Origin of the sequence: Nonlabens arenilitoris, assembly GCF_002954765.1 — a bacterium.
GTDB classification, from domain to species: Bacteria; Bacteroidota; Bacteroidia; order Flavobacteriales; family Flavobacteriaceae; genus Nonlabens; species Nonlabens arenilitoris.
This window is the reverse complement of sequence record NZ_MTPW01000001.1, coordinates 2,384,424-2,409,189: the sequence shown is the minus strand read 5'-3', so window position 1 is coordinate 2,409,189 and position 24,766 is coordinate 2,384,424. Positions and strand designations below refer to the sequence as shown.

The window sequence follows — 24,766 nt, the reverse complement described above, 5'->3', positions numbered from 1 at the left end:
ATGCAAGATTATATCGATCTATTTATTAATTCCTTTTCTGATTACTGGAATTATCTCGTTAAAGAAATCACCACGCCATCATGGACCAACTATTTTTATTGGCTAGTGGGACTTTCATTATTAGTATTTACCTTAGAAATTATAAAGCCGTGGCGCAAGGATCAGAAAGTATTACGTCGCGATTTTTGGTTGGATTTATTTTACTTGTTTTTCAATTTCTTTTTGTTCTCACTAGTAGGTTACAATTCTATATCAAATGTTGCTGTTGCGGCATTCAATGATGGTCTTAAAAGTATAGGAATTGAAAATCTAGTTGCCATCGAATTGGGAAGCCTTCCAGTGTGGAGCCAGTTGCTTATCATGTTTATCATTGCAGATTTTATACAATGGAACATCCATCGTTTACTACATCGTGTACCTATGTTATGGGAATTCCATAAGGTACACCATAGTATTAAGGAGATGGGATTTGCTGCGCAATTCCGTTTTCATTTTATGGAAACTATAATTTATAAAAGTCTTCAATACATACCATTAGCCATGTTAGGCTTTGGTATTGAACAATTTTTTATCGTTCATATGTTCAGCGTCTTTATAGGACATTTAAACCATGCAAATTTGAATTGGGATTATGGTCCTTTGAAATACATTATCAACAATCCTAAAATGCACCTTTGGCATCACGCAAGAGATTTACCTGCTGACCATAAATACGGTGTTAATTATGGATTATCTTTAAGTATTTGGGATTACCTATTTGGTACTGCTCATGTACCTTATCACGATGCTCATCTAGAGTTAGGATTTCATGGCGATGAACACTATCCAGATAGTTTTGGGAAACAACTTGTTGAACCTTTTAAAAAGTAAATTGATTTTAATTACGCTTTCGCGAAAGCGTCCTAATAATGGACAATAACTTCAAAAAAGTCATTTGAAGAAGAACCAATACTATACCAAGTACTGCCGCCACCACCGTCAACAAAAAGCTCTACGTCAATAACATATGAACTACCTGAAGGGCTACCAGAAAGTGGTATATATCCTTTACCATTCAAATACATAAATCCTGAAGCTATAGCACCTCCTGTACCGTCTGCTGTGTACATTTTTGAGGTCTGACCTATAACACGACCGTTGACTTTCACTCTTATCCCATATTTTCTAGGTCTACCATCTGTTATGGCTCCACCTGAGTTGTTTCTTACCGAAACGGATGTCTGATATACAACTTCTAATAACCCATCTTCAAAAAGCTCTTCTGATGTACTATGCAATACAACCGTCTGTGCTCCTAACGTTGTACTGCGTACGTTTACAGTAGAAGATAGATATGCAGATTCAAATTCAAATTGTGGTAATTGAGTAACATGCGGCGTAGATTCTAGTGTCAATTCACCATTATGATCTACATATAATAAGGATTTATCAACTCCATTATTATTCATATGGGAAGATGACAGATTATTGAATCTTACATTGCTAGTTGCTCCTTGGAGATGTAAAGAAGCATCAATAGGTGTCGTAGATGCTATCCCTATTCCATCTGCACTAGCATCTATTTGTAAAGCGGTTGTTGTAGTACTATTTATAGATAAATCAATATTTTCTTGTGAAGGATTGATAATTACTCCATTTGTAGGCGCTACAGAAATGTAATCTTTACCTACAAGACTTATTCTTAAATCATTACCTAAACTATATGCACCTATTCCGGCATTAATCATAGACCATGATGGATTAGATTTAGAACCGTTATTGTGAGTCACTAAACGTTGTGCAGTTGTAAAGTGTAGGCGAGGCAAACCTGCTGTACCTATAATGAAAGAATTATTATCTGCTGTGCCTAAAAAATTAGAACTAGACAAGTTATCGTCGCCATAAGTACTCCAAAAAAAGTTATTATTAACATGATTCCAAGAGCTACCATTCCAATAAGTAAAACCTTTACCTAAAGTAGCATTAGTATTATAAAGTAATAGAGATTCTGTTTGAGAACCTACAGGCAAATTAAAACTATCAAAATCACTGATTGAGATACGTGGTAGCAACAAACCTTTATCAATAGCGTATACATCCATCAAAGTTTCTGGTTGAGGACCACTGGTACCAAATCCTATTTGAGCTGTAGCACATAGAAAGCTCATTGAAAACAATAAGATGGTATATATATTTTTCAAGCTCATAATATTAATATCTTACTAGAACTTGAAAAGTGTCATCTCCATTACCACCATAAGAACACCTAGTAGAGGCAGTGTTTCCATAAACCTCTGCAAATACTTTTATTTCATGAGTAATTCCCGTAGTAGATCCAGGTAATTGAACATAACCATTACCATTAAGATAAAATGGTCCATTTACTATAGTCGTACCTGTCGTACTTCTACTGGTATAGGCATCTCCTTTATAGGCTACCTTTCTACCATCTATTTCTACAAATATTCTATAGATTCTAGGTCTTCCATCATATATAAAAGCATTTGATGTATCTGTTATCGTTACACCTGCCTGATATACCACTTCAATAAGTGCGTCTCTAGTTAAAGTAACCGTTGTAGCATAAAGCTCAGTAATTGTTCTACCACTAGACGTATTGTCTACAATTACAGGTGTAGATAAAAACGCTGTATTATCTTCTACTAATTGAGTAATAACGTTTGAACCTTGAATACTTAACTCACCATTTGCATCTACAAATACTGGTGTAGAAACAGATCCTTTATTATTAACATTATTAGTAGAATTAAGAGCATCTATTCTAATAGTACTAGTAGTACCACCGACATGAAGCGTTGCTTGTGGATTGCTGTTTGCAATACCTATACGGTCTGTATCAGCGTCTACAAAAAGCATATGTGATTCTCCTTGTGTTGCAATGCGTGTATCAACGTTTGCATTTGTAGGATTCAAAATAGTTTGAGGACTAGATCCTCCATCAAATTCTACCATGTTATTACCTGCCGCGCTCACGTTTAACTTATCTGTTCCCTCAGAATAGATACCTGTATCACTGTCTGAATGAAAAGAGAAAGTAGGTGCTGCTGCAGAACCTGCATTAGATGCTAACACCTGTCCAGTACTAGTTACTCGCATCACCTCTGTACTATTAGTAGCTATAACTAAATCTTGAGCGTCTTTAGTTCCTAAATAATTCTCACCAGCTGATGTGCCAGGTGTTGTTCCTGTATTACCGTCCTTTTCCCAGTACAAACCTTTACCTACTGGAACCCATTCGATTCCAGACCAAAAATAGAAACCTTTACCAGTAGTCGTGTTTGTATTATAGACTAGTAAACTTTCTGTAGAACCACCAGTAACAGGTGCTATGGTAGATAAATCTGACAGATCTAATCGTGGTATCAATACACCTTTATCAGTTCCTTCTATATCTAAAGCAGCGTCTGGAGCAGGTGTATCTGTATTGATTCCAACCTGACCGATAGATTGACTACAGAATAGAATTAACAAAACGAATAATACGTTTTTCATTTGGGGAGTTATTTTTTTAACACCGCAAAAGTATCTCGTTAAGATAGGTTGATATATTAACTTTTGATAAAAAAAATCGGTTTTCGTTAAAGAACACTAAATTGACGTTTAACAACACCAGATACCGAAATTGATTATTTAATCTATGTAACATGCTAAAAAACAGATATTAACACATTATGCTTTTTGATCTCGATATCTTTTATAAATTTTAAATAAAATCATTAAAACAGCCGCTAGTAAAAAGATTCCTACGACACCATAAATCCAATTGATAGCGCTTTTAAGTATAACTAAAAAGATAACAGCAAATAAGATAAGTGTTGCACCTTCATTATACAATCTCATGCCATTTGAGGTCCACTTTATAATATCATTCTCTAATTCTTTAAAAATATAATGGGTTTTAATGTGATATATAAAAAGTAACACCACAAAACCCAACTTAACCTGCATCCATTGTGCTTCAATAATTGCAGGATTAATAAATATTAAACATAAGGCAAATGATGTAGCAAGCACTGCACTAGGCCATGAAATGATATACCATAACCTGCGTGTCATCAATTGTAATTGTTTAAGCAATATAGATTTTACCGGTTCTTGTTCTTGATGAGCCTCAATTTGATATACAAATAATCGCGGAATGTAAAACAAGCCTGCAAACCATGTCACAATAAAAATAAGATGTAAAGCCTTGAAATATAGATAATAATCTTCCAATAGTTATGATTTAAATATGACTGTAAAAATATTAAATCAATATCAAGAAATAACAACGCAATAAGAATCTTTTGTAAGAACTTAAGAACTGATAAATATCATTTTTTAAAAATGAGCATACCTCTAGTTTTGGTCTTTAAATTAAGAACACATAGGTCTCATTATTGAAGTGTGTTTTATGAAAAATCAGGTATGTCTTCACTCGTTCAAAAATACAATGTTGCTGGACCACGTTACACTAGTTATCCTACTGTACCTTACTGGGAAGAAAATTCTTTTACTAAATCAAACTGGGAAAGTTCTGTCATAAAAAGTTTTAAAGAATCTAATCAAAAAGAAGGAATCAGCTTATACATTCATTTACCATTTTGTGAAGCGATGTGTACATTTTGTGGATGCAATAAAAGAATAACCGTAAATCATAATGTAGAGCTTCCTTATATCACAAATGTGCTTAAAGAGTGGTCTCTTTATTTAGCACTTTTAGATGAAACTCCTATCATCAGTGAATTACACCTAGGTGGAGGAACTCCGACATTTTTCTCTCCAGAAAATTTACAAATTCTTATTGATGAAATTTTTAAAAATGCTCATAAAGCAAAAAATGCGACTCTCAGTTTTGAAGGGCATCCTAATAACACAACAAAAGAACACCTAAAGACTTTATTTGAATTAGGTTTTAATCGCGTGAGCTATGGTGTACAAGATTATAACCTAGAGGTCCAAAAGGCTATTCACAGAGTACAACCATTTGAGAATGTTCTAAATGCTACACTTAACGCCAGAGAAACAGGTTACACCTCTGTCGGACATGATTTAATTTACGGCCTTCCTTTTCAAAAAAAAGAACATGTTATACATACTATTAAACAAACGATAGCACTTAAACCAGATCGTATAGCCTTTTATAGTTATGCATTTGTGCCATGGATAAAAGGTAACGGGCAACGTGGTTTTAGTCAAGATAACCTACCTAGTCCAGATGAAAAAAGAGCTCAATATGAGATCGGAAAAAAAATGTTAGAAGACGCTGGTTATATTGAGATAGGAATGGATCACTTTGCACTGGTTAGTGATGAGTTGAATATAGCTATGGAAACTAAAAAGTTACATCGCAATTTTATGGGATATAGTTCTAGTAGTACACAAGCTATGATAGGCCTAGGAGTTTCTTCTATCAGTGATAGCTGGTACGGGTTTTCTCAAAATGTAAAAAGTATTACAGAATATAAAAAGTTACTGGATCAAGATCAAATTCCAGTTTACAGAGGACATTTATTAAATAATGAAGATTTAATCATCAGAAAACACATCCTGAATTTAATGTGTCATTTTGAAACTCAATGGGAAAAGAATGGAGAACTCTATTTTGAAGAGATTCCAGATATATTGATTAGTCTTAAAGAGATGGAAGAAGACGGATTGCTTATTCTAGAATCTAATGGTATAAGTGTTACTGAAAAAGGTAGACCATTTGTACGCAATATTTGTATGGCCTTTGATTTGAGGCTAAAACGAAAAAAACCTAACACGCAATTATTTTCAATGACGATTTAATATGGTAAATAATCTTAATGATTTGAACAAATCTCCTTTAACAAGGAGATTTTTTTTTGCTTTAAAGTCGATAGTTTTTTGTTAAAAAATTTAAGTTCACTACAAAGAAAGAGGTACTCTATACAGAATACCTCTTTCAACCAATTAACCAAAATAAATCATGACGGGCCTTACAGCTCGCCTTGAAACATTCTCACTACAGACTTATTCAGCCCTAGTACTTTCATCCTTTTTTTATCTGTTTTCATCATATTCATAACAATCGCGACCAGTGCGACACATACTAGTGCAAACACACCTATTAAAACTGCTCCCATGGTCCAGTCTACTAGAGGTAACATATTCATAATTTTTATTTTTGATTTGTATTTAAAACTATAGTTGTATGACAGGACTGCTGTGCAGACTGTTGATTTTTCATATTTTTAGGAGATAGATATGGTATCCCTAAACCTAGACCTCTAACGATAAAAAGTAAACCGATAAGGATTATAAAAACAGGAACTGCTTTTCTCATAAAAGTTTTTACTTTTAACGATATCACATTACCTAAATAAACTGCAGCCGTCATTAACGGTACAGTACCTAATCCAAAAAACATCATATATACCGTACCTTCCAGTGCATTTCCAGATCCTACGGCTCCTATAACAGCCATATATACTAATCCACATGGTAGTAGACCATTTAAAAAACCCATAGTAAAAAATGCGTCATAGGTTTTCTTTTTGAGCTCCTTACCCATCGCACTTTTTAATTTACCTACTAGTCTATATAACGGTTTAGTCACTGTAAAATTCATACCTATGAAATAGGTAGTTATTACCATTACAATCATCGCTATCCCTACTACAATGCTCAATTGCTGTTGCCACCCAAAAAGGTCAAAACTTTTACCTAATAAGCCTAATAAAAAACCTATTAAACCATAAGCAAACAGTCTACCAGCATGATAAACACTGACCTGTACGGCTTTTTGAGTTGGCTTTTTGTGGTTCACTGGTAATAAAAAAGCTATAGGACCGCACATTCCCATACAATGGAAACTACCCAATAGACCTAATAAGAATCCAGACCACAACATATTAATAGATGATTGAATTTTTATATTTAAACGGTTGACCATCTAGAGTAGCCGTTATAAGAATGTCCCATCGACCGTCGGTTAAGCGATTGTCAGGTATGAGCAAATAGTTACCAGATAAAACTATAGGCAGTTCAAAATCTAGCTGCTTATCTGACGGTCTGTATAAGGACACTTTTCCTTTAAATTCTTTCTCTGCGACACTTTCTGGAAATTCAATTGCCCATCCGGTCGTTGTTTTCAAACCTTTTATCTCACCTAGGTTTTTTGCATTCTGTTCTGCATCAATTTCTTGTTGAAATAGCAATTCTTTTTTGTAATAGTCGGTAGTGACCATGTCGTGATCAAAACCTTTATCTGTAAGCATCGTTACCACCATTACCATTATAAAACCTATAAATAATGTAATCGCAATCGCTATGCTGGTTCCCCAATTTAATTTCATGATGATAATGTTTATTGTTAATACGCTTTCGCGAAAGCATATTTTAATTCAATTATTCTCTATTTATAACTTCTAGGGCCTAGAAATGATGTCGTGGTCGTTTCAATCAAATCATCGCCGCTATATATCCCTATTTCTATACGTTCTTTATCACTTTTAATAGCGCCGGTATTGAGTTCAATAAATAAGGTTCCTTCTGCAAGGCCTTCTTTAGCGATACTGAATCCTTGGTTTTTTACTAAATGAATAGTGCCTTTATGGGACAATAATTTAAAGTTTATATCTTCTATAGGTACTATTGTTTTGTTTACTAATTTATATGTGTAAACATTACTTATTATATGCTCTCCTTTATGTTCATATAAGGAACCTGGCAACCTTAAAACGCGTGCTTCAACATCATTGCGCAGTAACATCATACCAGAGAAAATACCTAATAAAATGGCTAGTACAGCGATGTAACCTTTTAATCTAGGTGTCCATTCAAACTTATTGCCTTTAGTGATATTATCTTCACTTGCATAACGGATCAAACCTTTAGGAAGATCTACTTTTTCCATCATGTGATCACAAGCATCTATACAAGCTGTACAATTGACACATTCTAGTTGTGTACCATTTCTAATATCTATACCAGTAGGACAAACCTGGACACACTGACCACAATCAATACAGTCACCTTTACCAGTTGCTGCACGATCTTCATTCTTTTTAAATAAGGCACGACCTTCCTCTTTCTCACCTCTTTTGTGATCATATGCAACTATAATAGATTTATCATCTAATAATACACCTTGCAACCTACCATAAGGACAGGCAATTATACAAACCTGTTCTCTAAACCATGCAAAAACAAAGTAAAACACTCCTGTAAATATGATGAGCGAGATTAAAGTGCTTATGTGGGCTAGTGGACCGTCCTTGATATATTTGAAGAGCTGATCACTACCTATAAGATAAGCTAGAAAAACATTTGCGATAATGAATGATATGATGGCAAATAAGAGCCACTTAGTTCCTTTCTTGCGTATTTTTTCTGCATCCCATTTTTGCTTATCTAGTCTTATTTGTTTTCCACGATCACCTTCTATCCAATATTCAATTCTACGGAAAACCATTTCCATAAAAATAGTCTGCGGGCACATCCATCCACAAAATATTCTTCCAAAAGCTACCGTGAAAAAAATCACAAACACAACACCTATTATCATCATGATAACAAAAAGGTGAAAATCTTGTGGCCAGAATGGGAATCCGAAAATATTAAAACGCCTTTCCAGTACATTTATCATAATGAACTGGTTACCGTTTACTTTAATAAATGGAGCCGCTAGTAAAAATGCCAGCAATCCATAACTTACCCATTTACGGTAGTCATAAAATTTACCTGACGGCTTTTTAGGGTATAACCAGTTGCGTTTACCATCTTCATTAATGGTTCCTATACTGTCTCTAAAAACCTCATTTTCTGGCGTCTCCATTTTATTATGCTTTAAACTTAATTATTAAAAGTTACCGCTGTAGAATCCACTTGAGTTTCTGGTGCTGCTGGTTGCTCTATTTCTTTAGGAGCGTCTGGATCTTCCCATATTTCTCCTTCTGGTTCTTTAGGTTCTGCAGGAGTAGTACCTTGAAAAGTCATAACATAACTAGCGACTTGCGCCATTTCACTAGGAGATAAATCTGCTTTCCAGGACACCATACCTTTACCATCACGTCCACCTTCACTTATTGTATTAAATACATTTTTAATTCCACCACCTAGAATCCAGTATCGATCTGTAAGATTAGGCCCTATACCACCACCACCATCTGCCTTATGACATGCGATACAATTGTCTTGAAAAATACCTTGTCCAGCTTTAAGGTCTGACGCATCAGTAAGTAAAGTCACTGTATTGACATCTATAAGATTTTTTGCTGTTTTCTTGTATTCTTCTATTTCCTTTTCAGCAATAGCAACTTCTTGTAGATATTCTTCAGCCTGATCAGGTGCGATATCAAAAACGTGATATTTAGTTAGATATACAACTCCAAAAAGAATGGTTGCATAGAATAAATAAACCCACCATGGCGGTAAATTATTATCCAATTCACGTATACCGTCATAATTATGATCTAGTTCAATCTCTCCTTCATCTTCAATAGGCTTACTACCCAGCATTTTTGCATAAGTCTTTTTAATACCGGCAAATTCTTGCTCTTTACGGGCTATAGTCGCGGCATCATATCTTTCTTTTGCCTCATCGCTTAATGTATTATAAAGAACTCTCTCTAGAGTCTTGACACTAGTTTCTAATAGGTATGCACATAGAAACAATACGCCTAAGATGAGCCATATTAAAGGATATTCTTGCACAGCCCAAGTACCTTCTTTACCTGCGACTAGTTCAAATAGAACTAAAGCTAGAATCATAAAAATGATTATTCTAAAAAGTGCTGATTTATTCATCTTCTTGGTTTTTAGTTGGTTCGTTTAATGGCATCTCACTAAGAGTGTTGATATGATCCTTTTTTGCTGTAAACACGTATAGAAAAAGTAAAGTGAAAAAAGTAAAAAAGATAAGTAGTGATATGATGGGATAGATAGACACACCTTCTATCGCTTCTAGATTTCCTTTTATAAATTTGAGCATGGTTTAGTCGTTTTGATTAACACTTAAAGCCTCAGCATTTTTCACCTTAATGTCTGTTCCTAATCGTTGTAAATAAGCAATAATAGAAACTACTTCTCTATCTCTCATTTCAACAAATTCTTCTCCATTTTCTTCGGCATATTTTTTATCTGCATTATAGATTTTTGCAAAGTCTGGATCATTCATTAAGCTCATTTCAATCTTTAAAGCTTGAGCCGCCATTGTCTCTGGTGCGTTCTCAATATCTGCTGGTGAGTAAGGCACGCCTAGACTTACCATTACCTCCATTTTTTCTTGAGTCTGACTGCGATCATGCTCGTTTTCTATTAACCATTTATATGATGGCATAATAGAACCAGAACTAGTCGTTTGCGGATCATAAAAGTGATTTAAGTGCCAGTTATCGTTATACTTCCCACCTACTCTCATTAAATCTGGTCCAGTTCTTTTAGAGCCAAATAAGAAAGGATGATCGTATACATATTCTCCAGCTTTGGAATATTCTCCATATCGTTCTACCTCACTACGGAAAGGTCTAATCATTTGCGAGTGACATCCCACACAACCTTCCCTAATGTAAATATCTCTACCTTCTAATTCTAATGGGGTATATGGCTTAACACTAGAGATAACTGGTATATAATCATCTACCATTAATGAAGGTACAATTTGTACCAGCCCACCTATTAATATGGCAATAGTTGAGTACAATGTCATTTTCAAAGGCTTTCTTTCTAACCAGGTGTGCCATCCTTCACTAGCTGTTCTCTTTTTAGAAACGCGAGTTAATGGTGCAGCCTCTACTAGTTCATCTGTAACTTTACTACCTTGTCTAACCGTCATAATTACATTGTATACTAATACAAGCATACCAGCAATATATAATGTACCTCCTATAGCACGCATCCAATACATAGGCATAATTTCATTTACCGTTTCTAAGAAATTACCATAAGCAAGTGTACCATCTGGATTAAATTGTTTCCACATAAACGCTTGTACAAATCCAGCTACATACATAGGTAATGCATAGAGAATGATACCTAAAGTACCTATCCAAAAGTGAAAGTTTGCTAGTTTAGTAGATGCTAATTTTGTTTTAAAAAGAATAGGCACTAAATAATAAATAATACCAAAAGTCATAAATCCATTCCATGCTAATGCACCGACGTGAACGTGGGCAATAATCCAGTCAGAGAAGTGAGCTATCGCATTTACATTTTTAAGAGATAACATAGGTCCTTCAAAAGTTGCCATCCCATAACCTGTAATAGCTACAACCATAAATTTTAATACTGGACTGGTACGCACTTTATCCCATGCACCTCGCAGTGTTAGTAATCCATTAATCATTCCACCCCATGATGGCGCAATTAACATTACAGAAAACGCTACACCTAGATTTTGCGCCCAGTCTGGTAAGGCACTATATAATAAATGGTGAGGACCTGCCCAGATATAGATAAATATCAAAGACCAAAAGTGAATAATAGATAATCTATAAGAATAAACTGGTCTATTTGCAGCTTTAGGTACAAAGTAATACATCAATCCTAAAAATGGTGTTGTTAAGAAAAATGCTACCGCATTATGACCATACCACCATTGTACTAGCGCATCTTGCACACCAGCATATGCAGAATAACTCTTAAACATATTTACTGGCAAGGCCATACTATTGAAAATATGCAATACTGCTACAGTGACAAAAGTGGCTATATAAAACCAGATCGCAACATATAAGTGACGTTGTCGTCTTTTTATAAGTGTACCGATAAGGTTAACACCAAAAGCAACCCAAATTAATGCAATCGCAATATCAATAGGCCATTCAAGCTCTGCATATTCTTTTGAAGACGTCATACCTAATGGTAAAGTAATGGCAGCAGCTACAATAATTAATTGCCATCCCCAAAAGTTGACCTTAGATAAAAAGTCACTCCACATACGTGCTTTAAGTAAACGCTGGGTAGAATAATATACACCTGCAAAAATAGCGTTACCAACAAAGGCAAATATCACCGCGTTAGTATGAAGTGGTCTCAACCTACCGAAACTAAGCCATGAAATGCCATCTGTCAAGTTAGGAAAAAGAAACATAAACGCCAGTAATAAACCGACTGTCATCCCTACGACACCCCAAAGTATGGTCGCATAAAGGAAATTCTTAACGATTTTATTATCGTAATGGAATTGTTCTAATTGCATAATTATTTTGAATTAATTTGGTTGTTTTCTTCTTTAGTTTTAACGACTTCGTCATCAAATAGCATGCGCACACTAGGCGTGTACGTATCATCATATTGTCCATCCTTTACAGACACTATAAATAGAACAAAAAATAGTAGTGCTACGACCACACTCACTGCTAATAACATATATATGATACTCATACCTCTTTGAATTATCGTTACAAAAATATTTCTACCGCCTTCCTTAAAACATGACAATTATCAGTTTTGAGAAGTTTTATTAGATATTTTTCTACCTAAATAATTAGTCATAACTGTAGTAAATACAACAACACTCAATGAACTTAACGGCATTAAAACAGCTGCCATTACAGGTGTTAAATTGCCGCTTAAAGCGATTGAAATACCTATAAGATTATAGAATAATGACAGGATAAAACACCAATTGATGATGTTTACCGCTTTTCGCGAAAGCGTGATCACATCATCCATACGGTCTATGATACTTGCATCCATAATAGCATCACAGGCTGGTGTGAAAACGTTTACGTTTTCGGCTATTGAAATACCTACATCTGACTGTGCAAGTGCGCCAGCATCGTTTAATCCATCACCTACCATCATTACTCTAGCGCCCTGCGATTGTAGATCTTTGATATAATTAAGCTTTTGTTCTGGTTGTTGATTAAATTTAAGTATCACATCAGATGGTAATAGTTCCTTGAGATGTTTTTTTTCTCCTGCATTATCACCAGATACAACATGTAATTTATAGTGTTTTGACAATCGTTTAAATAGGGTATCTACACCAGTTCTATACTTATTCTTAAAAGTATATTTCCCCTTGTATTGTTGATTAAAATTGATATGAACTGCCGTTTCTACATGCTCGTTTTGAGCTATTTGAGATGCAGTAAACGATGGCGAACCTACCTTAATTACCTCTTTATCTATTCTAGATATCAGTCCTTTTCCAGCCACTTCTTTAAAATCATCTAAAGCAGGCAGGATATCATTTTTTTTAAGCTCGTTGTACAGCGCTCTACTCAATGGATGGTTAGAACCGCGCAAAGTACTTGCTAGATTTTTTTCTTCAAATTCATTTAAAGGATCACCTTGATATTCTATTTGCGAGCTAGAGCTCGTTGTAATAGTACCTGTTTTATCAAATACTATGGTATCAATTTGTGACATGCGCTCAATGATAACAGACTCTTTAAGATACAATCCCATATGACCATAAATGCGCAACATATTACCCATTGTAAATGGAGTAGATAAAGCAATAGCACAAGGACAAGCAACAATTAAAACCGCTGTGAACACATTAATAGCAATGAGTGGATTAATAAATAACCATATGAAAGCTCCTATTACCGCTATAGTAATAATGGTAACTGTAAATTTTTTTGAGATACGATCGACTAGTGTTTGAAAACTAGAGTGGCGTTTTTTCTTAAAAACATCATTACTCCACAGACTGGTTAAATAACTTTGCTCTACATTTTTTATAGCTTCTACCTCTATTAGCCCTGATTGCTGCCTACCACCAGCGTATAGTACCTCTCCTAAATATTTAGTGATATGATCAGATTCACCCGTTACAAAACTATAATCCATCGAGGCTTTATCGCTTAATAAAACAGCATCTACTGGTAAAATCTCACCAGATCTTATCAGTAGTCTATCTCCTTTTTCGATTTTATAAATAGGTACTTGATCTTCATCTACAAGACCATCTTTTTTAAGTAATCTAGTTACTGCAATAGGAAAATAAGATTTGAAATCTCTATCAAAAGAGAGGTATGCATAGGTACGTTGCTGGAAAAAACGGCCTAATAATAGAAAGAATACTAAACCAGTAAGACTATCTAAAAAACCAGTACCTAAATCAAAAACGATCTCAATCGTACTACGTACAAATAACACTACAATCCCTAAAGCGATAGGAATATCGATATTTAAAACACCAGACTTAATCCCTTTATAAGCAGATTTAAGATAATCTATACCTGCATAGAAAACTACTGGTAAAGAAAAAGCAAACATCATCCAGCGGAAAAGCCCCTTAAACTGATCTAACCAAAACTCTTGAACCTCAAAATACTCTGGGAATGATAAAAACATCACGTTCCCAAAAGCAAATCCTGCTACACCTAATTTATAGATTAAAGAGCGATCAACTTTTTTATCTTTTTCTTCATAATCATCTAATGATATATAAGGCTCATAACCAATTGAAGCAAGTAATATCGCTAGTGCTTTAAGTTCTAATTCATTTGAATTAAAGGTAACTCTTACAGTTTTTTTAGGAAAATCTACTTGAGAAGACTTAACTCCATGATGAATACGTTGTAAATTTTCTAATACCCATATACAAGAACTACAATGTATTGACGGTATAGATAATTGAACCACTTGAACATCTTGCTCATTGAACTCCAGTAATTTTTGAACTATTTCTTCATTTTCAAGAAAGTTGAATTTATCTTTTGAAAAAGAAGGAGATGTACCTGGATTATTCTCAATATTATAATAATTACCTAAATCATTATCACTTAGTATTTCATAAACCAGTTTGCATCCATTACAACAAAACTTCTTCTCATCATGTGCGATAGTTTGTTCAATGCATGGATCTCCACAATGGAAACAATTATCCATAATTTATTTATTTGCTCATTATACCTAGTGCAAATTTCATTTTAAAAACAGTTTTAAAACATGACAATTATCACATTAAGAAATAGACTTTAATTTTCTACATACTTTAATTTTGTATTAGCCCAATCTAATAATACGATGAGTACAAAATGTGAAAACTGTGTCATAAGACAATACAATGCTCTAAGAGTATTAAACGCAGAAGATCTTGCTGAAATTAATACCATTAAAGAACTTCAATCTATTTCAAAAGGTGAAATGATCTTTAAAGAAGGACAACGTTTAAGTGGTATATATTGTTTACGTAATGGGGCTACAAAGCTATCTAAGATAACAGCATCTGGCCGTGATCAAATTGTAAAAATCGCCTCCAAAGGAGAGATTCTAGGACAACGATCTATAGTATGTGATGAGAATGCAAATTTAAGCGCAACGGCACTTAACGATATGGAAGTGTGTTATATACCTAAGTCTGCTATTAAAAATCGAATCGCTAATAATCCTCTTTTTGTAAAAGAATTACTTATCACCATGGCTACAGAATTAAAGATTGCAGACGATATGATTGTAAATTTATCTGAGAAAACTGTAAAACAACGTCTGGCTCAATCATTATTATATCTTAAAAAACAATTTGGTGAGGATCCAGCTACAGGTGATTTAACCTTGGTATTATCTAGAGAAGATCTCGCCGCAGCTATAGGCACTGCAACAGAATCATGCATTAGGCTATTATCTGACTTTAAAAAGAAAGGTTACATTACAACACAAGGAAAAAACATCAAAATTATACAACTTGACGCTCTAGAAGAGTTGACTAAAGACTTTTAAAGCTTGTAATGTTTCTTGAGCATTTTTTCATAACGCTTTTCAGGCAATATTTTTTTGAGAACAATTGAAAATTTCTGTAAAAAACTACCTACCTTATAGTGTATTCCAGGATTTTTTTCTTGTAGGATATCATAAATCTTATAGGCGACTTCCATAGGGTCACTACCATCATCGACATGCTCATCAATAAGCTTTAAAGTTTTAGAATATCCAATAGCATAATCACTACCTTCTATAACTGGCGCATGAAAACGACCTGCTGCAATATTAGTAGCAAAATCTCCCGGCGCTACATTGCTAAAATGTATATTTAAATGAGCACACTCCATACGATACGCCTCGGTAACGATTTCTAAAGCTCCTTTACTAGCGCTGTAAATTCCTCGATAAGGTAATCCCATATAACCAGCGATACTGGTAATATTAATAACTCTACCAGACTGTTGTTTCCTCATATATGGTAATACAGCTTGCAGCACACGCAATGGACCATAGAAATTTGTATCCATCGCGCCATGTATTTCTTCAATAGGCGTTTCCTCTACGGGACCGGTAATACCTACTCCAGCGTTATTAATAAGGATATCTATTTTACTTTCTTTATCAATAATCTCAACAACAGCCTCCTTAATAGAGATAGGATCTTTAACATCCATAGCAACTAGATTTATAGGACTGTCTGGATACCGATTAGGATTTCTACTCGTTCCATAAACAGTATAACCTTTACTTTTAAGATAAATAGAAATAGACTTTCCTATACCGCTAGAACCGCCGGTTACAAGAACAACTTTATTCATAACAACCTATTATTGAGATGATTAGATTTGAGTATTGGACACAAAAAAAGGCAAGCTACCTACATCACACTGCTACGACCGCTTACCTTTGCTGCGTTCCCGCCCTGGAGGAGTTCAACAGGAGCTAGTTGTGTAGGACTTGCCAGGTGCAAATATAATACCTAGTTTATACTTTGCAAAGATTTTAAGCAAGCAATTTTATCGTTATATTTCGACCTCTTAAAAACCATATATGAACTGGAAAAATGCCGCTATAATCTTACTAGCAACCATCTCGTTAACAGCCTGTAAGAATGATATCGATACCTTTAAAGACAATTATAGTTTAGAGATAACTAATCCTAAAAATTCTTACACCAACTCAGATTCGATCAATTTATCAGTTATCGATGCCTCAGAAATAGGAAATGATAGCATCATTTGGCATATAAATGCTGGTAAAGTTGAAGGTGAAAATAGTATTACGCTTTCGCGAAAGCTGAGTACACAACCTTATGGTAAACTTACATTTGAAGCGTCCATATATAAAGATGGAAAGATGGTAACAAAGTCTGCACACATCACAAGATTAGCTCCTAATAATGTAAAAGTTTATCAAATAGAAGAAATTGCTACTTATCCTCATAAAACAGAATCGTATACGCAAGGGCTTGAGTTTTATGGCGACTCACTTTATGAGAGTACCGGACAGTTTAAAGAAAGTGACCTAAGAATTACAGATGTAAATACAGGAGAGGCTTTAAAGAAGTTTGAATTACCAGACCACATATTTGCAGAAGGTATGACGATTCTTAATGATAAAATTTATCAATTATCGTGGCAAGCTGGATATGGATATGTCTATGATCTATCTCTTAATCGTATCGATGAGTTTAAATATGGTCGCAGTAAAGAAGGTTGGGGACTTTGTAATGATGGTAAATATTTATACAAGAGTGATGGTACTGATAAAATATGGAAGATCGACCCAATAACTTTTGAAGAGTTAAGTTATGTACAAGTCGTATCTACTAAAAATAGTATTACAAAAATTAATGAACTAGAGTGGATTGATGGTAAAATATATGCAAATGTGTATCAAACCAATGGTATAACAATTATCAACCCAAAAACTGGTGTCGTAGAAGGTATTGTAGATTTAAAATCATTAACTGCTCAAATTCCCAATGCAAATAAGGATGATAACGTACTTAATGGAATTGCTTTCAACCCTAAGAGCGGTACTATTTTTGTAACTGGTAAGAGATGGGATAAGATGTTTGAAATTAAAATTAAGAAATAGTGATTAGCGCAGATTTACCAACATATACAGTAACTAGAAAGGTTACAGATGCAGAAATTGATGATCTTAACCATGTTAATAATGTGGTGTATAATCAATGGGCTAATGAAATTGCCATAGAACACTGGTTAACAGTAGGTACAGAGGCTTTAAAAAAACAATTTGACTGGGTAATGATTAAACATAACCTAGAATATAAAGCTGCAGCGTTTTTAGGCGATACTATCTTGATAAAAACTCAAGTAGGTCAGGCAACAAACGTAAAATACGAGCGTTTTATAGAAATATATAATGCCACTACAGAACAGTTGTTAGTTAAAACTAAATCTGTATGGTGTGCGATAAATAAAAAAGGGAAACCGGTAAAAATATCTCAAGAGTTAAGAGACCTTTTTGAAACACTTACATGAAGAAATACTTTATAATCATTCCGTCTCTTATCCTGTGTATCATCTTTGCTTCTTGTAGAGATGATTTTGCTTTTTCAAACAGTACTGGAGATTTAGGCTTTTCTCAAGACACCGTTTTCTTAGATACTGTATTTACTAATATAGGATCGAGTACTCGTACATTTAAAGTTTATAATAACAGTAGTAATGACATTGTTATTCCTCGTGTTGCTCTCGCTCAAGGCGAAAACTCAAAATATAGACTCGCTGTAGATGGTGTACCAGGCCGCATCTTTGAAGATGTAGAATTACTTGCCAAAGATTCTCTTTTTGTATTTGTAGAGACCACAATTGATATTAATGACTTCTCTTCAGGAGATGAATTTTTATATACCGACACCATAGAATTTGATAATGGACCTAACCAGCAAGTAGTTGAACTAGTAACGCTGGTCCAAGATGCCATATTTCTATTTCCCGAAAGAGATGCACAAGGTATAGAAGAGACTCTTTTACTAGGTACCACAGATGACGGTGAGGAAATAAGAATAAGCGGTTTCTTTCTAGATGATACTGAATTAACATTAACAGCAGCAAAGCCCTATGTGATTTATGGATATGCTGGTGTACCGCCCAATAAGACATTAATGATTGAAGCTGGAGCAAGACTACATTTTCATAATGAAAGTGGTATTATTGTCGCTAATGAAGGTAGTCTGCAAGTTAACGGCTTACCTTCTACAACAGATGAGTTAGAGAACGAAGTCATTTTTGAAGGTGATCGTTTAGAACCTGTATATGCAGATGTAGCTGGTCAATGGGGTGCAATATGGCTTACTGATGGTAGCAAGGATAATATTATAAATAACGCTACTATAAAAAACGCTAGCGTAGGAATCATAATGGATAATAGTAATGCTGCCTCAAACGGTGCTACACTTAAGATTAATAACACACAAATTTATAACAGTTCAAACTCTGGTTTAATAGGAACTACTGGTCATATTGAAGCTAATAATATGGTAGTTAACAATTCGGGTCAGTCATCAGTTGTGCTGCGATTAGGTGGAGATTATACCTTTAACAACTGTACGATTGCAAATTATTGGAATAATAGCTTTAGACAAGATCCCACCCTATTTATTTCAAACATAATTCCTAATACGGACTTAACTGAAGATTTAGTAAACGCTCAATTCTCAAATTGTATCATCTATGGAGATCGCGATATAGAATTTATTCTAGCTGATGATGGTGTGTCTCAATTCAATTTTAGTTTTGACCATTCCTTATTAAAATTTAATGATCGATTTGATGATTTTGTAGGATTCCCTAATTATGATTTTTCAAATACTAACTTGTTTAATCAAAATGTTTTAAACGTAGACCCAGTATTTAGAGACGAGGATAACAACGGTCTACAAATAGATAATTCCAGTGGTGCCAACGGAATTGCAAATCCTGTTACTGCAACCAGTAATGATATCTTAGGTAATTCTAGAAGTACTGCACCTGATGCAGGTGCTTATGAATCTATAGATCTTAGTGCTGGATAATCCATCGACTAAAACATCGACTAAAAGGGCATTTACTACCAAAAATCTGTTAAATACGACCTTTAAACGTCAAAATGTCTTAAAAATGTTGTGAGACAACAGATTAAAGTATATGTTTGTCTCATCTTAAACAAGAATATATTTCTTTTCAAGATATTTAGAAATGATAAATGCCCAGTTAAGAATCCCTACATTCTTACTGGGCATTACCTTTTAAAATAAATACCAAAACGGAATAGGCACAGAACTATTGATAATTGCGTAAGTATCATAGTTAGTTACCCTAGACATATTTGAATCTTGCTCAGGGACTCAAGTCCACTATGTAGATAACGCATTTACTACATAAGGATAAAGAGCGCCTATTCCCAATCTGGCATTATAGCATTCGTAAATAAATCTTCTCTAGTGTCTGCTATAGTTAATTCTAGAGTTTGTATTATAGGAGCAGAGTTTCCATCATTATCTTGGTTTTTACATATCACTAAGCCTTCTGTAGGAGAGAATCGAGCATCAAGATCATTTGTCCCTGCAGGTTTATTATATGAAACCTCTATTTCTTGTAACGTATTTAAATTGTAAACAAAGAGCCTAGAGTCTAGCTGTCTATAAGCAATGTTTTCAAAACCAGTAACATCTCTAGAATATAATATGGTAGAGTTGTCTGCACTTAAATCTATACTACCAGCAGCACCAGGCATACCACTTAAAACGGTTTGCACTACAGCAGCCTGCATATCTAGTATCAAAATTTCAACGTTGTAACCTGCAAAATCATTAGTTTTCACCGCTATTCTAGGCTCATTAACATCTACATCGGTAATGATATTACCATTAGTAGTTTGATAAAATTGAGTTAGACCAGCACCACTAGGTTGTATGGCATATAATTTATCTAACGATGGATAATAAATTAATGATCCATTAGTCGCCCATGATATATCGACCTCATCTAGGTTAAAACCTGCAACGGCAACAGTAGATGTTACTTGCTGCACCTGTGACCCATCTAAATTCATAGTAAACACATGCACCTGTGCACCTACACTTCTTAAAAAAGCAATTTTATTAGCTTGTCGATTCACTCTAGGTCGCCAGCTATTAGTAGTTGTAGTGGTAAGCGCTACTTCTGTTCCATTCTCATCACTACTGTAAATAACATTATTACCGTTCACCTTACGTACATATAGAAATCTATTGGTCGGGAAATCTGAAGTACTAAAAGAAAATAAAGCACTATTAATGGTCTGGTTAATGCCATCGTCTGCTCTTACTTGCCATAAATATGTAGTACCAAAATCCAGAGTAACGTCCAGCATAGGCTCTGTGATATCCTCAAATATTTCGACTGTATTATCTGAAGTGTTTCTCAGTTCTACTGTAAAGGTTAATTCATCATCTTCAGGATCAGTTGCTAGCCATTCTAGTGTTACATTAGACGATACGTCGACCTCGTTATCTGCTGGTGATACTAGTACAGGAGTATCTGGCGCTCTATTATTTGCAGTCTCAACTTGTAACTCAAAAACAATTTCAACTGTTTCATCCACCTCAACTGTAGCACTCTCAAAGTCTGTTAAAAAGCCATCTTTCTCTGCCTGCACAGAATACTGACCATTATCTAGTTCAAATTCAAATAATCCATCAGCATCAGTAAAAACAGTGTTTGTATTGGGATTAGTTGATATTTTCACATTTTCTTGTGGTAAAAATGTCTCGGCAGCTACTACCCGACCTTTTAAAGTTCCTTTACCGTTAATTTGTAATTTATCCTCGCTACATCCCGACACTAAAAGTAGGATGGTAATTCCAGCTATATATTGCAGTAATTTCATTTTTTCTATCTTTTAATTATGGGTTAGGGAAGTTTGAGTTATTACGCTTTCGCGAAAGCGTGTCTCCAGCAACTTCTTGCTCTGCCTGAACTCTTAGTTTCATTTTTTCTATACGTCGTTGTGTACGACGGTATTTTCTCATTTTACGTTTTTCATCATTATCCTTTGCTTCATTACCACCTAAATAGATATTCACACCAAGGCCAAATTTGAGGTAATGATCATCTCGCTGTCCTGCCACGACATAGTCTAAATCATCTGATAACACAGCATTATAGTCTGCATATAATTTTATACCTAAGGATGGTGAAATTGTATATTCAAGACCTAATCCTGCTTGCGCCTTTACATCGTTTTGTTCAAAAAAGTTAGCATGATTTAAACCTGCACCTCCATATATATAAGGAGTGAATTTATCATAAGGTAGCATGGTTAAATGCACATTAAGTTCTGACGCAGCAAATTCTCGATTAAATAGATCTGTGTTTTTCAATCTGAATTTATGCACTGACGCATGAATACCTACATAAGGTGAAAAATTGTACTGTACACCTAGTGTGGCAGCATATTCATAATAAGAATTAGGGTAATCACCATTAATTAATGTACCACCTGCACCGGCGTCAACTCGCCACTTGCTGCGTCTATCAAGCATATTGCGTTGATACACATCAGTATTTTCTGCAACAGATTTTTCTTCTTTATAAGCTGCTATCATTTGATCAGCTACGGGTTTTCCTCCTTTAGGATACCATAATTGTGCATCAATACCTTCAATTATAAGAGCCTCGACTGCTTTTTCAATAGCCTCTTTAACGGCTAGCTGTCCAGGTTCATTTCTAGTAAATCCAGTTTCAGCTTCTAATAATCTTTTAAAACTAACGTATCTAAATAGACTTGCATCTACTGCTTGAGAATAGATTGTTTTTGACACATAAACGGTTTTCATAATTTTACCCGTTTTTGTAGAAACGGCTCTTAAATAAACGGTCACACGATCTTGTCTATACTTTGTAGAACCACCAGCGCCAAAATATCTCGCACCGGCACCACCCGTTAACACGTTAGTGTCATAAGAAACAATTCCTCCTTCTATAAGCACGCCTGCATATAGTAATGGATCTAATTCTTTAACTTGTGTATTACTGCGCGCTGCATAATCTTTTCTGGTATTGAGTATAATATTACGTTCTTGAAGTAAGTTCCCTAGATTCTCTCTTTCAATAGGTGTAAACCATTTTGAGTCCTCTAGCGCTTTTACTAATATGGTTGTTCCACCTTGGGTAACAGCGTTACTGAAGGTGCTTCCATTTTCTGATTGTTTGAATTGACCAGTTTGATCTTCAAATTCATAGACACCGACAACTGCTGGTGCACTAGGCTCTGGTAGAGCGATTAATCTCTTAGAGACTTCTGTCGCTTCACCTATACGGGCTGGTTGAGTTCCCATAGGCTGATTCATATATGCTCCACAAGCCGTTAATAGCATGGTAAGCATCATGAGAATCATGATGTTTTTATAAGATTTCATAGTAGAGTTCTTTAAACCTAATTATTAGGTATAATAATTTGGGTTTGATCTCCTGTATTAGTATCTAAAAGATTGACCACTAGACCTTCCAAAGATTCTAAAACTTCAACTTCATAAGAACCTATAGTGAAAACACCTGGTCTTAATTCTTCGTCTCCTAATTGTAGATTTAAAATTTGACGTGAAAATCCACTAAGCAGTTGTCGATTTAAGCCTTCTGTAAAGGCATCTAGTTCCGACGTATCATCTATTGCAGATTCTGCTGGATCTGTAAATTTGTTTTGTGCTTCAGCACTTTGTATCAACCATTGATAGTTAAACGTATCTCCTCCAAAAGCTGGATTAATAGGTTTATAAGTAAATTGTTGTGCGTTGCAAGCCGTGTAAGCAAGAACTAAAAATAACAACGAGAGCAATGTTGTAGATTTTGTGAGCATGATATATTTATTTAATTAGTTTCTTCTTTATTAAGTTGTAAAAACTTTTGAAAAACAGAGCGTATGGCATTATCTGCCATCTGTTTCATGTACTTCTTTTTAGGTGTTACAAAAAATTGATAAACAACTTCTCTACCTACGGTAACTTTAATCAATGAATTTCTCCCTTGACCAAATTCCTCCTCTACGGTAACAATGCGATTACCATTAATTTTGTATTTGTGATATTCTCCATAGAAATAATCATAGAAGTCTCTAGCAGGTTTAGTCCTTGTTTTTTCAATAACAATTCCTCTTATTTCAACGCCATCATTAGAAACTATTTCTTTTTTTTCAAGTTGAAGAGAATTCTCCTTTAACACTTGTACCGCTTTACCTACTAGCTTATTATTTAGATCATATATAAGCAACATGATGGTAATTTTTGATGGGTTGTTAATATTAACGGTTGTAGTGGATAGAATCGCTTTAGTCTTTGCGTTTAAAACACCGCGCCCTTCTTGCTTGTTTTTAGAGGTATTGTTTAGACTGTCCTTTTTAAACACGGTAAGTTCATATCGTATACTGGCAGAAACATCTGTAAGATTTGAAGCCACTCCTTGAATGGAAACATAATCTCCTTTCTGTTCTAAGAATAACTCTCCACTTATCTCTTGATTATAATATGATTTTTGCTCTTGCGCTTGAGCGTGCAAAAAACAACAGGTTAAGAAAAATATTATGTTTAAGAGAACCTTCATTATATCTTAAAAGTTAATTACAAACACAGACCTACCATTTCCTGTCTGATTAATTCTCATATTTTCAGATATAGCATTGGAACCTGCTGTAATGGATGTATTAAAATTTCCATTCTGAATAATGTCTAATGAATGGTTTGCAGCACTAATAGTACTATAGTCGTATACTACATTAGCATTTCCTATTTGTACAATATTTTGCCTAATGCGATCTGCAGTGTGATTTAAAACAGTGCTATTAAGAGTTCCATTTTGATAAACATTAATCTGACTATCATCTGATGAAACGCTTACGGTAGCGTTATTACTTGTACCTACTTGTTCAATAAACACACTATTTTGGTTAACAAATTGAGTTGTCGTAGTTGCAGATGAATTTTGGTCAGAAGCTAAATTGAGCTGTGCATTTACAGTTTGTAAATTTGCTGTATTGATTACTTGACTATCATCTACATAAGTCTGACCAAACGTTGTAAATGCAGAGAAAATGAGTAAGAAAAGTATATTTTTCATAATGATAGTTTTTAATTAACCGAAAAGCCCATAAGGGCTTCTCAGTTCAAGTAATTAAG

24 protein-coding genes and 1 other RNA gene are annotated in these 24,766 nt (G+C 34.6%); 6 read left to right on the top strand and 19 right to left on the bottom strand.

Annotation, left to right across the window (positions count from 1 at the left end):
* Positions 1-870 carry a sterol desaturase family protein gene (locus BST92_RS10655; protein ID WP_105071434.1) on the top strand — a complete coding sequence of 290 codons (870 nt, stop codon included), beginning with the start codon at positions 1-3 and terminating at the stop codon, positions 868-870.
* A 32-nt stretch (positions 871-902) separates the two neighbouring features.
* Here the strand turns inward: BST92_RS10655 and BST92_RS10650 are convergent, their stop codons facing one another.
* The 3 genes from BST92_RS10650 to BST92_RS10640 form a co-directional block, all read right to left on the bottom strand.
* Complete coding sequence (locus BST92_RS10650) at positions 903-2,180, bottom strand: hypothetical protein (RefSeq protein WP_146105145.1); 1,278 nt, start codon at positions 2,178-2,180, stop codon at positions 903-905.
* 10 nt (positions 2,181-2,190) lie between these two features.
* The gene (locus BST92_RS10645) at positions 2,191-3,492 is read right to left on the bottom strand and encodes a hypothetical protein (RefSeq protein ID WP_105071432.1); all 1,302 of its coding nucleotides are present in this window, start codon (positions 3,490-3,492) and stop codon (positions 2,191-2,193) included.
* 177 nt (positions 3,493-3,669) lie between these two features.
* Entirely contained in the window at positions 3,670-4,215 is a 546-nt protein-coding gene (locus BST92_RS10640; RefSeq protein WP_105071431.1) for a CopD family protein, read from the bottom strand.
* Positions 4,216-4,407: 192 nt separating this feature from the next.
* Between BST92_RS10640 and hemN the strand changes: the two genes are divergently transcribed.
* Complete coding sequence (hemN, locus tag BST92_RS10635; RefSeq protein WP_105072251.1) at positions 4,408-5,772, top strand: oxygen-independent coproporphyrinogen III oxidase; 1,365 nt, start codon at positions 4,408-4,410, stop codon at positions 5,770-5,772.
* 170 nt (positions 5,773-5,942) lie between these two features.
* On the opposite strand, the gene BST92_RS15035 is transcribed toward hemN, so the two are convergent.
* From BST92_RS15035 to BST92_RS10595, 9 genes are read right to left on the bottom strand one after another with little or no spacing between them, the layout of a single operon-like run.
* Positions 5,943-6,119, bottom strand: a complete 177-nt coding sequence (locus tag BST92_RS15035) for a hypothetical protein (RefSeq protein WP_170061742.1) — start codon at positions 6,117-6,119, stop codon at positions 5,943-5,945.
* 5 nt (positions 6,120-6,124) lie between these two features.
* Positions 6,125-6,898 (bottom strand): sulfite exporter TauE/SafE family protein, encoded by a 774-nt coding sequence (locus BST92_RS10630; protein ID WP_342747866.1) that lies wholly within the window; start codon positions 6,896-6,898, stop codon positions 6,125-6,127.
* A complete protein-coding gene (locus BST92_RS10625; RefSeq protein ID WP_105071429.1) occupies positions 6,858-7,301 on the bottom strand; it encodes a FixH family protein in 444 nt (147 codons plus the stop codon). The genes BST92_RS10630 and BST92_RS10625 overlap by 41 nt, the downstream gene beginning before the upstream one ends.
* Before the next feature lie 59 nt (positions 7,302-7,360).
* On the bottom strand, positions 7,361-8,782 hold the full coding sequence (gene ccoG / locus BST92_RS10620; RefSeq protein ID WP_105071428.1) for a cytochrome c oxidase accessory protein CcoG: 1,422 nt from the start codon (positions 8,780-8,782) through the stop codon (positions 7,361-7,363).
* A 17-nt stretch (positions 8,783-8,799) separates the two neighbouring features.
* Positions 8,800-9,753 carry a cbb3-type cytochrome c oxidase N-terminal domain-containing protein gene (locus BST92_RS10615; protein WP_105071427.1) on the bottom strand — a complete coding sequence of 318 codons (954 nt, stop codon included), beginning with the start codon at positions 9,751-9,753 and terminating at the stop codon, positions 8,800-8,802.
* Positions 9,746-9,937 (bottom strand): CcoQ/FixQ family Cbb3-type cytochrome c oxidase assembly chaperone, encoded by a 192-nt coding sequence (locus tag BST92_RS10610; RefSeq protein ID WP_105071426.1) that lies wholly within the window; start codon positions 9,935-9,937, stop codon positions 9,746-9,748. The genes BST92_RS10615 and BST92_RS10610 overlap by 8 nt, the downstream gene beginning before the upstream one ends.
* 3 nt (positions 9,938-9,940) lie before the next feature.
* Positions 9,941-12,145, bottom strand: a complete 2,205-nt coding sequence (gene ccoN / locus BST92_RS10605; RefSeq protein ID WP_105071425.1) for a cytochrome-c oxidase, cbb3-type subunit I — start codon at positions 12,143-12,145, stop codon at positions 9,941-9,943.
* 2 nt (positions 12,146-12,147) lie between these two features.
* Positions 12,148-12,330: a cbb3-type cytochrome oxidase assembly protein CcoS gene (ccoS, locus tag BST92_RS10600; protein WP_036581079.1), complete on the bottom strand. Its 183-nt coding sequence runs from the start codon at positions 12,328-12,330 to the stop codon at positions 12,148-12,150.
* A 60-nt stretch (positions 12,331-12,390) separates the two neighbouring features.
* Positions 12,391-14,793: a heavy metal translocating P-type ATPase gene (locus BST92_RS10595; RefSeq protein WP_105071424.1), complete on the bottom strand. Its 2,403-nt coding sequence runs from the start codon at positions 14,791-14,793 to the stop codon at positions 12,391-12,393.
* 138 nt (positions 14,794-14,931) lie between these two features.
* Here BST92_RS10595 and BST92_RS10590 point away from each other — a divergent pair, with 138 nt between their 5' ends.
* A complete protein-coding gene (locus BST92_RS10590) occupies positions 14,932-15,624 on the top strand; it encodes a Crp/Fnr family transcriptional regulator (protein ID WP_105071423.1) in 693 nt (230 codons plus the stop codon).
* On the opposite strand, the gene BST92_RS10585 is transcribed toward BST92_RS10590, so the two are convergent.
* Together BST92_RS10585 and ffs are read right to left on the bottom strand one after the other, a co-directional pair.
* Complete coding sequence (locus tag BST92_RS10585) at positions 15,621-16,424, bottom strand: SDR family oxidoreductase (protein ID WP_042287955.1); 804 nt, start codon at positions 16,422-16,424, stop codon at positions 15,621-15,623. The genes BST92_RS10590 and BST92_RS10585 overlap by 4 nt on opposite strands.
* 45 nt (positions 16,425-16,469) lie before the next feature.
* Positions 16,470-16,569: signal recognition particle sRNA small type (gene ffs / locus BST92_RS10580), an RNA gene on the bottom strand.
* Positions 16,570-16,656: 87 nt separating this feature from the next.
* Between ffs and BST92_RS10575 the strand changes: the two genes are divergently transcribed.
* From BST92_RS10575 to BST92_RS10565, 3 genes are read left to right on the top strand one after another with little or no spacing between them, the layout of a single operon-like run.
* Positions 16,657-17,706: a glutaminyl-peptide cyclotransferase gene (locus BST92_RS10575; protein ID WP_105071422.1), complete on the top strand. Its 1,050-nt coding sequence runs from the start codon at positions 16,657-16,659 to the stop codon at positions 17,704-17,706.
* Complete coding sequence (locus BST92_RS10570; protein ID WP_105071421.1) at positions 17,706-18,116, top strand: acyl-CoA thioesterase; 411 nt, start codon at positions 17,706-17,708, stop codon at positions 18,114-18,116. Before BST92_RS10575 ends, BST92_RS10570 begins: the two co-directional genes overlap by 1 nt.
* A complete protein-coding gene (locus BST92_RS10565) occupies positions 18,113-19,651 on the top strand; it encodes a hypothetical protein (protein WP_105071420.1) in 1,539 nt (512 codons plus the stop codon). Before BST92_RS10570 ends, BST92_RS10565 begins: the two co-directional genes overlap by 4 nt.
* Positions 19,652-20,013: 362 nt before the next feature.
* On the opposite strand, the gene BST92_RS10560 is transcribed toward BST92_RS10565, so the two are convergent.
* The 5 genes from BST92_RS10560 to BST92_RS10540 are packed head-to-tail and all read right to left on the bottom strand — an operon-like array spanning position 20,014 to position 24,707.
* A complete protein-coding gene (locus tag BST92_RS10560; RefSeq protein ID WP_105071419.1) occupies positions 20,014-21,486 on the bottom strand; it encodes a carboxypeptidase-like regulatory domain-containing protein in 1,473 nt (490 codons plus the stop codon).
* 16 nt (positions 21,487-21,502) lie between these two features.
* Positions 21,503-23,017: a CsgG/HfaB family protein gene (locus tag BST92_RS10555; protein ID WP_105071418.1), complete on the bottom strand. Its 1,515-nt coding sequence runs from the start codon at positions 23,015-23,017 to the stop codon at positions 21,503-21,505.
* Between the two features lie 17 nt (positions 23,018-23,034).
* A complete protein-coding gene (locus tag BST92_RS10550; protein WP_211292480.1) occupies positions 23,035-23,454 on the bottom strand; it encodes a curli production assembly/transport component CsgF in 420 nt (139 codons plus the stop codon).
* Positions 23,455-23,465: 11 nt separating this feature from the next.
* The gene (locus BST92_RS10545) at positions 23,466-24,149 is read right to left on the bottom strand and encodes a CsgE family curli-type amyloid fiber assembly protein (RefSeq protein WP_170061741.1); all 684 of its coding nucleotides are present in this window, start codon (positions 24,147-24,149) and stop codon (positions 23,466-23,468) included.
* Between the two features lie 51 nt (positions 24,150-24,200).
* Entirely contained in the window at positions 24,201-24,707 is a 507-nt protein-coding gene (locus tag BST92_RS10540) for a hypothetical protein (RefSeq protein WP_105071415.1), read from the bottom strand.
* Positions 24,708-24,766: the final 59 nt, after the last annotated feature.

Excerpts from the sequence above, each read along its gene's own strand:
- BST92_RS10655 (WP_105071434.1), top strand. The coding sequence starts at position 1 with ATGCAAGATTATATCGATCTATTTATTAATTCCTTTTCTGATTACTGG.
- BST92_RS10645 (WP_105071432.1), bottom strand. The coding sequence starts at position 3,492 with ATGAAAAACGTATTATTCGTTTTGTTAATTCTATTCTGTAGTCAATCT.
- hemN (WP_105072251.1), top strand. The coding sequence starts at position 4,408 with ATGTCTTCACTCGTTCAAAAATACAATGTTGCTGGACCACGTTACACT.
- BST92_RS15035 (WP_170061742.1), bottom strand. The coding sequence starts at position 6,119 with ATGAATATGTTACCTCTAGTAGACTGGACCATGGGAGCAGTTTTAATA.
- BST92_RS10630 (WP_342747866.1), bottom strand. The coding sequence starts at position 6,898 with ATGGTCAACCGTTTAAATATAAAAATTCAATCATCTATTAATATGTTG.
- BST92_RS10625 (WP_105071429.1), bottom strand. The coding sequence starts at position 7,301 with ATGAAATTAAATTGGGGAACCAGCATAGCGATTGCGATTACATTATTT.
- ccoG (WP_105071428.1), bottom strand. The coding sequence starts at position 8,782 with ATGGAGACGCCAGAAAATGAGGTTTTTAGAGACAGTATAGGAACCATT.
- BST92_RS10615 (WP_105071427.1), bottom strand. The coding sequence starts at position 9,753 with ATGAATAAATCAGCACTTTTTAGAATAATCATTTTTATGATTCTAGCT.
- BST92_RS10610 (WP_105071426.1), bottom strand. The coding sequence starts at position 9,937 with ATGCTCAAATTTATAAAAGGAAATCTAGAAGCGATAGAAGGTGTGTCT.
- ccoN (WP_105071425.1), bottom strand. The coding sequence starts at position 12,145 with ATGCAATTAGAACAATTCCATTACGATAATAAAATCGTTAAGAATTTC.
- ccoS (WP_036581079.1), bottom strand. The coding sequence starts at position 12,330 with ATGAGTATCATATATATGTTATTAGCAGTGAGTGTGGTCGTAGCACTA.
- BST92_RS10595 (WP_105071424.1), bottom strand. The coding sequence starts at position 14,793 with ATGGATAATTGTTTCCATTGTGGAGATCCATGCATTGAACAAACTATC.
- BST92_RS10590 (WP_105071423.1), top strand. The coding sequence starts at position 14,932 with ATGAGTACAAAATGTGAAAACTGTGTCATAAGACAATACAATGCTCTA.
- BST92_RS10585 (WP_042287955.1), bottom strand. The coding sequence starts at position 16,424 with ATGAATAAAGTTGTTCTTGTAACCGGCGGTTCTAGCGGTATAGGAAAG.
- BST92_RS10575 (WP_105071422.1), top strand. The coding sequence starts at position 16,657 with ATGAACTGGAAAAATGCCGCTATAATCTTACTAGCAACCATCTCGTTA.
- BST92_RS10565 (WP_105071420.1), top strand. The coding sequence starts at position 18,113 with ATGAAGAAATACTTTATAATCATTCCGTCTCTTATCCTGTGTATCATC.
- BST92_RS10560 (WP_105071419.1), bottom strand. The coding sequence starts at position 21,486 with ATGAAATTACTGCAATATATAGCTGGAATTACCATCCTACTTTTAGTG.
- BST92_RS10555 (WP_105071418.1), bottom strand. The coding sequence starts at position 23,017 with ATGAAATCTTATAAAAACATCATGATTCTCATGATGCTTACCATGCTA.
- BST92_RS10550 (WP_211292480.1), bottom strand. The coding sequence starts at position 23,454 with ATGCTCACAAAATCTACAACATTGCTCTCGTTGTTATTTTTAGTTCTT.
- BST92_RS10540 (WP_105071415.1), bottom strand. The coding sequence starts at position 24,707 with ATGAAAAATATACTTTTCTTACTCATTTTCTCTGCATTTACAACGTTT.